We start from the raw sequence: 14,682 nt of genomic DNA, 5'->3' as shown, positions 1-14,682 counted from the left end.
GAAACTCCTTTTTTCAATATTGGTGTTTCACGGGTTGCGTGTTAGCTAATTTAGCTGTACCTTGTTTTCGTACATCTATTTAGATAAACAAAATATTAATTTAATTGATTTAAGAATATGAAATTTGCTACGAAGGCCATTCATGCAGGCCAAGTTCCAGATCCAAGTACTGGAGCTGTAATGACTCCAATTTACCAGACAACTACCTATGTCCAAGCATCACCTGGTGATCATAAAGGATATGAATATTCGAGAGGGACCAACCCAACCCGGAAAGCTTTAGAGGATTGCATAGCTGCATTGGAAAATGGACAGTTCGGTCTTGCTTTTTCAAGCGGAATGGCAGCTACCGAGACCGTGTTGAAGATGTTGCGGCCTGGAGACGAGGTGATTACCGGAAATGACCTTTACGGCGGCTCCTATCGTATATTTACCAAAGTTTTTGAGCCTTTGGGTATTAAATTCCACTTTATTGACCTCTCCGATCCGGATACGATACGAAAATACATCAATGAGGATACCAAGCTAATCTGGGTAGAAACACCTACAAACCCCACGATGCAGATTATCGACATCGAATCGGTCTCAAAAATAGCTCGTGAAAACAACATACTTTTTGCTGTCGATAATACATTCGCTTCACCTTATTTGCAAAACCCCTTAGATTTAGGAGCCGATATTGTCATGCACTCCGTGACTAAATATATCGGTGGCCACTCCGATGTCGTTATGGGTGCCTTGGTTGTTAACGATGAAGATTTATACAATCATTTGTTTTTTTATTACAATGCATGTGGCGGCACACCCGGTCCGCAGGATAGCTTCCTTGTTTTGCGAGGAATTAAAACATTGCACTTGCGTATGAAGGCACATTGTGAGAATGGTAGAAAAATCGCAGAGGCATTAAAAAACCACCCCAAGATAGAAAAGGTTTATTGGCCAGGGTTTGAAGACCATCCGAATCATGCTATTGCCAAAAAGCAGATGCGTGATTTTGGAGGTATGCTATCCATTGTATTTAAAGATAAATCCCTTGAAAATACATTCAAGATAGCCTCATCGTTTAAGGTGTTTTCTCTTGCCGAGTCATTAGGCGGGGTAGAATCTTTAGTTAATCACCCAGCAACCATGACCCACGGTTCCATTCCAAAAGATATACGGGAAAAAGTGGGTGTTGTAGATAACCTGATACGTTTAAGTGTTGGTATAGAGGACGTCGAAGATCTATTAGCCGACTTGGAACAAGCATTGGCTTAAGAAGAGTTCCCGATTGGTGTTTCGAAGATAGGCCAATCGGGAACTTCTCTCCCCAGTCGAGAAACTATCTTCAAAAATTTTGATAATAGGTAGCCTTTACATTAGACAACAATAACCTTCACGCCCTTTGCCTCGAGCTGATCAACCGTATGAGGGGATATCCCATCATCGGTAATAATCTGATCGATTTCATCGATGTCACAGATTTTCCCGAAACCTCGTTTCCCAAACTTTGAAGAGTCAGCTAGTACGATAGTTTTATTAGATACACTCATCATTTGTCTGTTCAGGTGGGCTTCCATAACATTGGTGGTGGTAAGTCCGTTTTCCAGATCGATGCCGTCAACCCCGACAAAAAGTTTACTGCAGAAGAAGTCTTTTAAAATTTCTTCAGCATAGGGCCCCATAACAGATGATGAACTCTTTCTTAATAGACCACCTAACATCAGAACGTCAACCTCTGGATTTTGTAAAAGTACTTCAGCAACTTGAATCGCCGACGTGATTACCGTTAAACTCTCTTTGGTTTTGATATGTCGGGCTAAGGCCATGACCGTTGTTCCCGAAGCAATAATGATTGAGTCATTCGGTTCGATGAGTGACGCAGCCGTTATGCCGATCTTGTTTTTCTCTTCGGTTTGCAGTTTCTCTTTTACATTAACCGGCCTGTCCATGGTATATGGATTATTTAACGTAGCACCGCCATGAATGCGAAACAAAAGGTTTTTGTCTTCCAGTTGTTTCAAATCCTTTCGTATGGTTACGGAAGAGACGTCCAGCATTTCACAAAGGTCTAGCACATTGACCTTGCCTTCTTTTTTTATTTTTTCTAAAATTATTCGGTGTCTGTCGGCTAAACTAATCATTTGGGTAGTTTTTTTGAAAGATAGTGAGAATGCGCGTAATTCAAAAATTAAATTTATTTTAACCTTTATGTTTTGTTTTTATTCGTGAATTTATAGTTTTGTATAGTTTCATTTGATTCGTTCAATGAATAAAAAACCTAAATTATTATGGAGACCTATATTTTATCATTAGATCAAGGCACGACAAGTTCACGAGCAATCGTATTCAATAAAAACGGTGATGTCATCAGTATTGCACAAAAAGAGTTTCAGCAACACTATCCCTCGCCAGGCTGGGTAGAGCATGATCCTTTAGAAATTTGGTCAACACAATTAGGCGTCGCTACTGAAGCTGTCAGCAAGGCGGGTTTGTCCGCTTCTCAAATTGCAGGCATAGGAATTTCCAACCAACGAGAAACCACCGTCGTATGGGATCGGAAGACAGGTAAGCCGATTTTTAATGCAATCGTATGGCAGGACAGGAGAACGGCTGGCTACTGTGATCAGCTTAAAAAGGAAGGACATGAAGATGCCATCCGTCATAAAACCGGATTGCTGATCGACTCGTATTTCTCGGGGACGAAAATTCGTTGGATACTTGAAAACGTTGAAGGTGCCAGGGAAAAAGCAGAAAAGGGAGAGCTTGCATTCGGTACGGTAGATTCATGGTTGATATGGAAATTAACAAATGGTGAAACGCATGTTACCGATGTGTCGAATGCGTCACGCACCATGCTTTATAATATTCACAGTTTATCTTGGGATCAAGAGCTCCTCAGTTTGCTTGACATCCCGGAAAGTATGTTGCCCGAGGTTAGGTCTTCCAGCGAGGTATATGGGAAGACTGCTGGAGATATCTTTTCAGTCAGAATTCCAATTGCCGGTATCGGCGGTGATCAGCAAGCAGCACTTTTTGGCCAGTTATGTACACAATCGGGTATGGTCAAAAATACCTATGGAACGGGTTGTTTTATGTTGATGAATATTGGGTCGGAACCCATTATTTCTAAAAATAACCTCGTCACAACCATCGCTTGGAAAATTGGTGACGAAGTCAGCTATGCACTTGAAGGGAGTATTTTTATAGCTGGTGCGGTAGTTCAATGGCTTCGAGACGGACTTGGCATAATTAAAAAATCCGAAGAGGTAGAGGCTCTTGCCAAACAAGTGAAAGATACAGATGGCGTTTATCTTGTGCCGGCGTTTGCCGGATTGGGGGCTCCGCATTGGGATGCGTATGCACGCGGAACCATCGTGGGGCTGTCTCGTGGAAGTACATCAGCGCATATCGCTCGGGCCGCTTTGGAGAGCATTGCATTTCAAACGGTCGATATTCTAAAGGCGATGGAAGCTGATTCAGGAGTCGATATTCACGAATTACGTGTCGATGGAGGTGCAACCGCTAACGATTTGCTGATGCAATTTCAATCGGATATTCTTGCAGCAGACGTGGTTCGTCCCAAATTGACAGAAGTAACTGCCATAGGCGCTGCTTATTTGGCCGGCCTTGCGGTTGGTTATTGGGAAAATATCCAGGATATTCAAGAACAATGGCAAATAGACAAAGTCTTTAAACCATCCGGTGAAATAAATATCGCGGACAGAATGACCAATTGGGATCGCGCGGTTAAAACCGCAAAAGCATGGGCAGATTTGGAAAACCATCAATAGTTATTTACGAGTTTTAAACCAAAAATTATGACACCTTTTTTAGCAGAGTTAATAGGAACAGCCATCTTAATTTTATTAGGAGGAGGTGTTGTTGCTAATGTATTGTTGAAAGGAACGAATGGTCATGGTGGTGGGTGGATCGTCATAACAACGGCGTGGGCCTTGGCGGTGTTTACAGGTGTTGTAATTGCCGGGCCTTATAGTGGAGCTCACTTAAACCCCGCGGTGACATTGGCAATGGTGATCAGTACAGACCTGACGTGGGCTGAAGGGTTACAATTTGTCGTCGCTCAGTTTTTAGGTGCTATGATCGGTGCTTTTTTTGTATGGCTTATTCATTTTGAACATTTTAAGGCTACGGAAGATCGTGGTGCTAAACAGGCTGTTTTTTGTACCTCACCCGCCATTCGTAACCTTCCCATCAACTTGTTAAGTGAAGTTATAGGGACTTTTGTCCTGATTTTTGCAGTGTTCTATTTTACCGATGCCGAAATAAGAGACACGCAAAGTCCGGTCGGGCTTGGCTCCATCGGGGCCATACCGGTTGCTTTCGTTGTATGGGTTATCGGTTTATCACTTGGCGGAACAACCGGCTACGCGATCAACCCCGCACGTGACCTAGGTCCCCGTATAGTACACGCCTTGCTGCCAATAAAAAATAAAGCGGACTTTAATCTGAGCTACGCGTGGGTACCGGTAGTAGGCCCACTCTTAGGGGCTTTATTAGCCTGCTTGCTTCATATCTTGATCAAATAACCTCCCTGCTTTTTACCGTATTCTTCTCTCTTAGCTTAATGTATTATTAACGTTGGGTTAATAGTATTACGCTATACTTGCAGCAATTTTTAGATGCCAATAAGTTAGTGTCTGCATAGTAATTACTTAGGTTAAGAATATGAAACAAATTTACATTAATCGGGTGAGCGCCCGTCTCATGTTTACGCTTATTTTAGTTTTAAGCTTGTTCTGTACAAGCTTATATGCACAAGAAAAGCTGGTAACGATACAAGGTGTCGTTTATTCCGCGGATGATCGCGAGGCCCTGCCGGGGGTCTCAATTGTTGCAAATGAAACCAGCGTTGGAGTAACAGATGCCAATGGAAGTTTTTCGTTAAATGTGAATACCGGAACTACGCTAAGGTTTGCTTTTATTGGATTAAGCCCCTATGAGATGGAGGTAACACGAGCTGAATCTGGCTTAGTTATCCAATTGCAAAATGAAGCAAGAGGTTTGTCAGAGGTTGTAGTAACTGCCCTAGGAATCGAACGGGAAGCTAAGGGCTTAGGGTATGGTGTGACAACGGTGAAAGGTGAAGATTTTACAGAGGCGATGTCAAATAACTGGACTGATGCACTTAAAGGTAAGGTGCCTGGATTGAATTTGACTCAAGCGAGCTCTGGTCCAATCAATTCAACGAGGATTAATCTTCGTGGGGATCGTTCGTTAGACCCAAACCGAAATGAGGCTTTGATTGTCGTAGATGGTATTCCGATGATTAATGGTAAAGCTTCATCTGGAGTGGATCAAGCCTACGGCCCGGGTGCATCTGGCGATGACAAAGATATTCCGATCGATTTCGGTAACGGCTTATCTGATATCAACCCAGATGATATTGAGTCGGTTACAGTTTTGAAGGGTGCAGCCGCAACAGCTTTGTACGGTAGTAGGGCAGGTAATGGAGCACTGATCATCACAACTAAATCGGGTAGAAATAAAGACGGCATTGGGGTCTCGTTCAATTCGAACACCAGTGTGAATGATATTTTGCAGTGGCCAGATCGTCAATACGAATACGGACAGGGTAATAATAATAGAAATGCAGCTGGAGAACTGTATTATTCATATCAATTGTCACCTGACGGAGCAAATACAGGATCAACATCAAGTGCATTTGGTCCGAAGTTCGAGGGACAAAGCTATTATCAATATGATCCTACTTTAGAAGGTCAGTCTGCATCGCCACAACCATGGGTTCCTTATGAAGATAACGTCACAGGTTTTTTTCGTACGGGTTTCAATACAACGAACAGTGTTGCGATCGACGGAGCAGGCGAGCGGTTTAGCGGTCGGGCCTCAATTACTCATACAAAAAATGAGTGGATCATGCCTAACACCGGCTTCGAACGCTTGGTCGCGTCTTTAAATACGAATATGAGGGTGTCGGACAAACTGACGTTGAATGGAAAGTTTAGTTATACAGATAAATCAAGTGACAATCTTCCGGGAACGGGATATAACAATCAGTCAATTGCTTATTTCATGATTTTCCAGAATCCGAATGTTGATCTGGCATGGTATGAACCACGATGGAAAGAAGGCAAAGAGCAAATTGAGCAAATTCACCCGTTCAGCTCCTATATAGAAAACCCTTATCTTATTGCTCATGAGATGACAAACAGTCTTCAAAGCGCCAATGTTGTCGGCAATTTGCAAGGAACTTACACTTTCGATGATCGTTGGAGCCTCATGTTGCGTTCTGGTCTGAACATGCGTCAAGATCAACGTGAGCAACGTCGCCCATGGAACACATCAAACTTTCCGCAAGGCTTCTACAAGCAACAAGACGTTTATTTCTTTGAGTCAAATACAGATGCTTTGTTGACTTTTCAGGATGAATTGAATCAGGATTTCTCGATAAACGCATCCGTGGGAGCAAATACGATGAGAGGGGAATCCAAACTGAACAATTCAATAGCACGGGGTTTGACCCTTCCGGGCATTTATAAGTTGTCTAATGCATCGGACCGGGCGCTAGCTGAAAATGAGATTATGAAGCGTCAAACGAACAGTGTTTATGGTTTAGTAAATTTTTCATGGAAAGATCGGATCTTTTTGGATATCACCGGACGGAATGATTGGTCATCGACGCTACCAGAAGATAATCGTTCTTATTTTTACCCTTCTGTTAGTAGCAGTTTTGTGTTAAGCGACTTGCTAACATTGCCGGAAGCAATTTCATTTGCGAAGGCAAGACTGTCATGGGCTCAGGTGGGTACAGATACAGATCCTTATAGATTATCGAAATATTATTCTACGTCGGCATTTCCTGGTTCAGCGGAGGCGCCGACTTCTCTTCACAATGCAGAACTTAAGCCCGAAATTTCCTCTTCGTGGGAGGCAGGGTTGAACTTTGCGTTACTTAATAACCGAGTTTACGCTGATGTGAATTTTTATAATAACGAGACTGTCAATCAAGTGTTGACTATTCCATTGGATGTGACGACCGGTTTCTCTTCCGCATTTATTAACGGAGGTAAGATTCGGAATCGTGGTATTGAAGTGATGTTAGGGGCGACGCCAGTATCAACGAGAGATTTTAGCTGGAATACGAACATCACTTGGTCAAAGAACGATAACGAAGTGCTGACCTTAAGCGAGAACATCGGTAGCGAAGAGCAAATCATAGCAACGAGCGGAACAGCTTCAATCATCGCCACGGTAGGTGGATCGACCGGTGACATCTGGGGATACGGGTTAGTGCGCAATGAAAATGGTGACGTTGTATTTGATGCTGAAACTGGTTTGGCAGTTCGTCCAGCAGATATTACCAAAATAGGTAATGCTTATGCTGATTGGAGAGGTGGTTTTTTCAATGAGTTTAAGTACAAAAATTTCCGTTTAAGTGCGTTGATTGATGGACAATACGGTGGTATTGTATATTCTCAAACACATCACAAGATGAGTGAACAAGGTAAGCTGACACATACCTTGCTTGGTAGAGAAACAGGAACAGTGATTGGCGAAGGTGTTGTTGAAAATGCAGACGGAAGTTATTCTCCAAATACCACTCCGGTAGCAATTAACACATGGTATGGTGACTACTACCGCCGTGCAAATATCGAGACAAACAGCTTCGATGCTTCCTACTTAAAATTGAGAGAGGTGCGTTTGGAATATACACTACCAGCTTCATTTGTTTCGAGATTACGCGTGAAAGGTGCAAGTGTAGCCGTATATGGAAGAGATATAGCTATGATATCAGATTTCCCAATATTCGATCCTGAAACAGCATCCTTAAACGGGTCGACGATTGTACCGGGCGTAGAAATGGGCCAACTTCCCACACCGAGAACTTGGGGTTTCAATCTGAAATTTAATTTTTAATTACTGTTATTTAATATCGTTATGAAAAAGATTTTATTAGGTGGCTTGATCATTTTAAATATATTCTTCCTGTCATCTTGTACAAAAGACTTTGACAGTTTAAACACAGATCCAAATCGTATCGATGAGGTAACTCCTGGTAGTTTATTGACACCGACGATCTATGGAATGAGCACCTATTTTACAGAACGGAGTTATTCATTTACCTGGCAACTGATGCAGGTTGGATTGCCAAACCCAAGCGTAGCCAGAGGTGTACATAGATATGAGGTCAACGAAAACGCTGGAAACGGAACTTGGAATACTCTATATAAATGGTTGAGAAATACCCGAGAAATGGAGCAGGCTGCAATAGAATCAGAACTTCCTATATATACCGCCGTTGCTGCGACCTTAGAAGCTTATATAGCAGGGATTCTGACAGATAGCTTTGGAGACGTTCCGTTAAGCGAAGCACTTAGAGCAGAGGAAGGTATTAACCAACCCAAGTTTGATACGCAGGAGGAAATCTATCGCTACCTGATCGATAAGCTAGAAAACGCAAATTTAGTTTACGAAGCCGGTGGTGAAATGACTGGTAATGATTTACTGTACAATAATGACGTGGAGAAGTGGCGTAAGTTTAACAACTCATTATTGATGCGCCTTCTTTTGAGAACCTCAAAGCGTACCGAGTTTGATAGCTACAACCGCTTAAAAGGGATGATTGACAATGCTGGTAAATATCCGATATTTACTAGCAATGAGGAGGCCGCTTTGGTACCAATTAGTGGGATGTCACCCTATGATTACGCTTGGGGACGAAGACAAGATTATGTGAATTTTGAGGCTATGAGCTCTTTCTTCGTTGATTTGTTAAATGATTTAGAAGATCCGCGCAGAGCACTGTTCATGACACAAGCTAGCGAGTTGGTCGATGGAAAAGTTGTTCCTATAGGCTATAAGGGCATACCTTCAGCACACTCGGGAGACGCCTCACAATTTAATTATAATCCAAGTACACCACAAGGCGACCTTATGGTACACACAGCTTTGGGTACTGAGATTATTGAAGTGATTATGACCTATGCTGAAGTCGAGTTTATTAAAGCGGAAGTAGCCCTTCACTTTAATGATCGTGCAGGCGCCAAAGAAGCTTACGAAAAAGGTGTTACAGCATCCATTACGCAATGGAAAGGCGGTACAGTGCCCGCCAATTATTTTGATAATGAATTTGTAGCTTTCGGTGGAACAATGGAGCAGTTAATGACGCAAAAGTATCTCGCACTTTTCTTCAATGATTATCAACAATGGTTTGAATACCGTAGAACAGGCTATCCTGTATTACCTAAAACAGAATATATGCTGCATGATGGTGTTATGCCGACTCGGTTTATGTATCATAATGACGTGAGGAGATACAATCCCGAAAACTATCAAATAGCGGCTGAGCGAATTGGTGGCGATGACGTGATGACAAAAGTTTGGTGGGAAAAATAGATTTAGTTTTCTAAGATTTATTTTCAAGATTCGGGGTTTTAAACTTTCTTTTAAGTTAAAATTAATACATTCTATTTTTCACGCAACCCGCTTTTTTTCGTGTTAAATACCCGGTAAAGTCCTTTATTTCCAGTTGAAATGCTGTAGCTATCCTTGAAAGATACTGTACTCTTCGACGGACTTTAGTCGGACATTGTTCGGACATCCTTCGGACATTAGTCGTGTCAGCACGACTAATGTCCGAAGGATGTCTGTTTAAGATCCGTTTAATATTCGACGCTGATTTAAACGAGGGTTAATTTATCATTTAAGTTAAATGCAGCCAAAACTCTATGTTTAAAATTCAGGGATGAATTATTGAAAATCAGGGGAAGTGCTGATTAGAAAAAAATCTCGTTCGATAGTTTTTCGAAACCAAGCATTGCATTGGAGTATTTTGCGACTCTCGGGGAAATTCGTGATTTATATGGTTCAAAACCTACAAATAATTGACGCTTTTTGTGTGTCGTTCTATTAAAATTATTAATTTAGAAAAATTTTGATAACCCTATTGGTTTCGTTATTCGAAAAAAGACTATTTTATTATACCATTTTGATTAATCATGAATAAACAAAAAAATTCAAGACGTGAATTTCTGAAAACATCAGCATTGGCGGCGGCGGCATTTACGATTGTGCCCCGACACGTGCTGGGTGGCCAAGGTTTCTTGGCTCCGAGCGACCACTTGACGAAAGCGGTAATTGGAGTCGGTAGTATGGGGCGTGGACACTTTAAATATGCAGGTACAAAAACAGTTGCAATTTGTGATGTTGATAAACGACATCTGCAAATAGCGGCAGGTATGTTGGAGAAAGGAGTTAAACAACTTCATGATTATCGCGATTTAATACAGCTTCCTGAAGTAGACATTGTACATATTGCAACTCCGCCACACTGGCATGGAATTATGGCAGCAGAAGCAGCAAAGGCTGGGAAGGATATTTGGTGTGAGAAGCCTATGACACGAACGATTGGCGAAGGAAAGCGAGTGAAAGAGGCTGTTCAGCAACATGGTCGTATTTTCCGTCTGAATACATGGTTTAGGTTTGACGCGAATTTTTACGGCATGGCGGTGCCAGTGAAAAAGATTAAAAAACTAGTTGACTCAAAAATGTTAGGTTGGCCACTAACTGTTACAGTTGGACGACATACTGGCTTCGATTGGAAATTTTATTGGGTTGGGAAAGATAACCTGCCGGTAGAGAAAGTGCCTGCAGAGTTAGACTATGATATGTGGTTAGGCCCGGCGCCGTACAAGCCATATAGCGAACATCGAACACATACAACGTTTCGTGGATATTGGGATTATGATGGAGGCGGCTTAGGTGATATGGGTCAACACTATCTAGACCCTATCCAGTATTTCTTGGGTAAAGATAATGAAAGCCCGATCTCTGTTGAGGTTGATGCGCCGCAGCAGCATAGTGACGCGGTAGGAACATGGCGAAAAATCGTGTTCACTTATGCGGATGGGTGTAAGATTGTTTTAGATGGTGAAGGGAAAATTGATGATGTCCCTTATATCGATGGCCCGAATGGGAAATTATATCCGGGCTTTAAATCTGATATTCCAAATATGGAGCAAAAGTTAGCGGCATTCCCAGAGCCGGAAGCTCAGGTAACCGATTTTGTGCAGGCGGTTAAAGAACGCAAGAAGTTTGCTTTGAACGAAGATAACGGACATCGATCTTGTACGTTGGTGAACATGGGATTGATAGCAGTAAGGTTGGGCAGAACGTTGAAGTATGATCCAGTAAAAGAAGAGTTTATTAATGATGAAGCGGCAAATAGGTTGATCGACCAACCTATGCGGGGTCCGTGGACTATCTAAACCAAACTTAAATCGACATATCAGAAAATCGTAATAATGAAAAAAACAATATATACTTTATTAGCAGCATTTATGCTGCAGTTACCGGCTTTTGCACAGCAAGCTGACCAACGAACTGCCACAACGAAAGTGGCCGACGTCTTGGCCTTGCAGCCAGCTTTGAACGAGCAAAAGTTAAATGAAGCTATGGCTCAACTCGATGGCTTTGCGGCTTCGGATATCACGGCGCTTATTAAGCAACTAACACCGGAAGGACAGGGTGATGACTCGAAAGTAGAGTATGCATCCAATAGTTATTCTTTTTATGTAATGCTCCCGGGAAAAGAAAACCAACGTGCCAAATTCGTTCAAGGATTGGTTGCTGCATTGCCGGAAGTTGCTGATAAAGATAACAAAGGTTATATTATTTCTCTCCTTCAGAAAGCAGGAAAAGATGATGCCGTAGCTGCATTAAGCCCTTTTTTGACGGATGAGTACTTATCGGAGAAAGCAGCGCGCGCGCTAGCGACTATCGGGACGGAAACCGCATCAAAAGCGTTATTGGAACAGTTACCTAACACCAGCGGGCACGCTCAGGTTTCAGTTGTCGAAGCACTAGGAGATGCACGTTATGCTGGCGCTGAAGAGGCCATTATTAATTTGGTGGGCAGTGATGATGTAGGGTTGGAGCGTGCTGCGCTATATGCTTTGGCAAATATCGCTGGTACCGCTTCTGCAGATGTTTTAAAAGCGGCTGCTAAAGACGCGGGATATATCTACAATGAGTCGAACGCTACCGCTTCATTTATTCACTATGCAAACCAATTGGCAGAAAAAGGGGAAGAGCGTTTAGCAGAAAAGTTAGCTTCAGATTTATTGAAAGATGCAAAATCAGATGAGCAGGTTCATTCACGGATCGCTGCATTGGAGTTGCTAGCACAAATAAATGGCGAAAGCTACACAAAAAAGCTGGTTAAAGCGGCTTTAGATAATAACCTTGAATATAGGGTAGCGGCACTTAAATTTGCAGCCCCTTATCTTACCGATGCAAATGCAGGAAGATGGATTAAAGGAATACGTAAGGGAAGCCCAGAAACAAAAGCAGATTTCATAAGCTTTCTAGCTCGGAACAATCAGTCGGCAGCTATTCCGGCAATTCAAAAGTCGTTGACTAGTAATTCTGATATCGAGCGCGCGGCTGCTATCCACGCACTTAGCAAGTTGTCTGGCGATCAGGCTGCAGGGGATTTAATTAAGCTTTTAGAGAACGGCAACGAATCAGATCGGGCTGCTGTGAAAGAGGCATTGTTGACGATGAAGGGAGAACAAGTGCCGGTTGTATTGACCGAGTCTTTACCAAATCTCAATGCTGCTGATAAAGTTTTGATTTTAGAAGTATTAACTAATCGTGCGTATGCAGGTAGTTTTGACGCTGTTCAACCGTTGTTAACAGACAGCGACCCTAAGGTAAAGGAAGCTGCATTTAATGCACTTACGCAGATCTCGAGATCGAAAGATCTCCCGAAGCTCTTGGAATTGGTGAAAACAGCCTCGGGGGATGATTTAACTGCTGTGCAAACGGCTATTGTTAATGTCGTTAATACAAGCGCTAATCAAGAGCAGGATATCGACCAGGTTTTAGCAGCTTACACAGGTGCGAATGAGCAAGGTAAGATGTCATTGTTACGTGTTTTATCCGGTATCGGAGGAGAAAAAGCCCTTGCTGCTGTATCTGAATCGGTTGCTAATGGTAATGCAAGTTTGAAGAGTGCATCGATCATCGCTTTATCGGATTGGAGTGATGAGAGCGCCTTGCAGGAGCTTATTAAGCTTAGTAAGACGACCGCAAATGAAAAAGAGTTTGATGCTATTCTAAAAGGTATTGTTCGTATTGCAAGTGGATCTACATTGCCTAACGAACAGAAGGTGCTTATTTATAGAGACCTAATGGACGTTGCGCAAAATAGTGCACAAAAGAAATTGGTCTTGGGCAGATTACAGGCAACCGGCACGTATAATGCATTGATCTTCGCAGGTACTTTTTTAGACGATAAGGAATTGCAGGGAGTTGCTGCTAATACCGTAATGAACATTGCTTTAGATAATAAAGATCTTTACGGTCAGGACGTGCGTGTATTACTAGACAAGGTGATCGGGCTCTTAGGTGGAAGCGAAAGCAGCTATTTGAAGGAAGCAGTAAGGAAGCACTTAGCTGAGATGCCAAAAGGACAGGGTTATGTTTCCTTATTCAATGGCAAGGATTTAACCGGATGGAAGGGCTTAGTGGCTAATCCGATTAAACGTGCACAGATGTCAGAAAAAGAGTTGGCTGCAGCACAGAAGAAGGCAGATGAGCAAATGAGAGCAGGCTGGATCGTAAAAGATGGAATTTTGACCTTTACTGGAAAAGGTGATAATATCGCAACAATAAAACAGTATGGTGATTTTGAGATGTTGGTAGACTGGAAGCTTGATAAAGATGGTGAAGAAGGGGATGCTGGCGTGTACCTTCGTGGTACTCCGCAAGTACAAATATGGGATACTTCGCGAACCAACGTGGGTGCTGAGGTCGGATCTGGTGGGTTATATAACAACCAAAAACACGAAAGTAAGCCACTGAAGGTTGCTGATAATCCATTAGGTGAGTGGAATACATTCAAAATTAAAATGGTAGACGATAAGGTTACCGTCTATTTGAATGGTGAACTGGTTGTTGATAACGTGGTGCTTGAAAATTATTGGGATAGAAATCAGTCTATTTTCCCTATTGAGCAGATTGAATTACAGGCCCATGGTACCTTGGTTTACTACCGCGATATTTTCGTTAAGGAGTTACCGAGAAAGGAAATATTTGAGCTTAGTGCGGCTGAAAAGAATGAAGGGTTTGAAGTTTTATTTGATGGAACGAACCTGGATTCGTGGACAGGGAATACAGACTCTTATGTTGTGAGTGAGGAAGGGACTTTAGCTATTTACCCTACGAAGGGCTCTGGTGGTAATTTGTATACAAAAAATGAATATAGTGATTTCATCTACCGTTTTGATTTCCGATTGACCCCCGGTGCAAATAATGGAATTGGTATCCGGGCTCCGCTGACAGGCAATGCTGCGTACGAAGGTATGGAAATTCAGGTATTGGATAATGATGCAGATGTGTACAAAGACTTAGAAATTTATCAATATCATGGTTCTGTATATGGCGTAATTCCGGCTAAAAGAGGTTTCTTGAAGCCTGTTGGCGAATGGAACACTGAAGAAATTTATATAAAGGGTGATGAGATTCGTGTGACCTTGAATGGAACAGTAATTCTAGAAGGTAATTTAGCAGAAGCATCTAAGAACGGAACTTTGGATGGGAAAGCGCATCCTGGATTAAAGAAAGCTAGCGGACATATAGGGTTCTTGGGGCATGGCTCTGAGGTACACTTTAAAAATATTCGAATTAAAGATTTAAGTAAATAGATTAAAATCAATT

At 42.2% G+C, this 14,682-nt stretch carries 8 protein-coding genes; 7 read left to right on the top strand and 1 reads right to left on the bottom strand.

What is annotated here, in order from left to right; genetic code table 11:
- Positions 1-117 precede the first annotated feature (117 nt).
- On the top strand, positions 118-1,257 hold the full coding sequence (locus tag D3P12_RS14670) for a cystathionine gamma-synthase (protein ID WP_118196737.1): 1,140 nt from the start codon (positions 118-120) through the stop codon (positions 1,255-1,257).
- Positions 1,258-1,358: 101 nt separating this feature from the next.
- Here the strand turns inward: D3P12_RS14670 and D3P12_RS14665 are convergent, their stop codons facing one another.
- Positions 1,359-2,123: a DeoR/GlpR family DNA-binding transcription regulator gene (locus D3P12_RS14665; protein ID WP_118196735.1), complete on the bottom strand. Its 765-nt coding sequence runs from the start codon at positions 2,121-2,123 to the stop codon at positions 1,359-1,361.
- Positions 2,124-2,270: 147 nt separating this feature from the next.
- On the opposite strand from D3P12_RS14665, the gene glpK reads away from it, so the two are divergent.
- From glpK to D3P12_RS14635, 6 genes are all read left to right on the top strand, one after another.
- The gene (gene glpK / locus D3P12_RS14660; protein ID WP_205941115.1) at positions 2,271-3,773 is read left to right on the top strand and encodes a glycerol kinase GlpK; all 1,503 of its coding nucleotides are present in this window, start codon (positions 2,271-2,273) and stop codon (positions 3,771-3,773) included.
- Between the two features lie 27 nt (positions 3,774-3,800).
- Positions 3,801-4,529 (top strand): MIP/aquaporin family protein, encoded by a 729-nt coding sequence (locus D3P12_RS14655; protein WP_118196731.1) that lies wholly within the window; start codon positions 3,801-3,803, stop codon positions 4,527-4,529.
- 139 nt (positions 4,530-4,668) lie between these two features.
- Positions 4,669-7,878: a SusC/RagA family TonB-linked outer membrane protein gene (locus D3P12_RS14650; RefSeq protein ID WP_118196729.1), complete on the top strand. Its 3,210-nt coding sequence runs from the start codon at positions 4,669-4,671 to the stop codon at positions 7,876-7,878.
- A 21-nt stretch (positions 7,879-7,899) separates the two neighbouring features.
- Entirely contained in the window at positions 7,900-9,357 is a 1,458-nt protein-coding gene (locus tag D3P12_RS14645) for a SusD/RagB family nutrient-binding outer membrane lipoprotein (protein ID WP_118196727.1), read from the top strand.
- Positions 9,358-9,959: 602 nt separating this feature from the next.
- Positions 9,960-11,228 (top strand): Gfo/Idh/MocA family oxidoreductase, encoded by a 1,269-nt coding sequence (locus D3P12_RS14640; RefSeq protein WP_118196725.1) that lies wholly within the window; start codon positions 9,960-9,962, stop codon positions 11,226-11,228.
- Between the two features lie 36 nt (positions 11,229-11,264).
- Entirely contained in the window at positions 11,265-14,669 is a 3,405-nt protein-coding gene (locus tag D3P12_RS14635) for a DUF1080 domain-containing protein (RefSeq protein WP_118196724.1), read from the top strand.
- Positions 14,670-14,682 lie beyond the last annotated feature (13 nt).

The organism is Pedobacter indicus (assembly GCF_003449035.1).
Taxonomy (GTDB): Bacteria; Bacteroidota; Bacteroidia; order Sphingobacteriales; family Sphingobacteriaceae; genus Albibacterium; species Albibacterium indicum.
The sequence above is the reverse complement of the archived record's forward strand: the minus strand, read 5'-3'. Positions and strand labels throughout refer to the sequence as shown.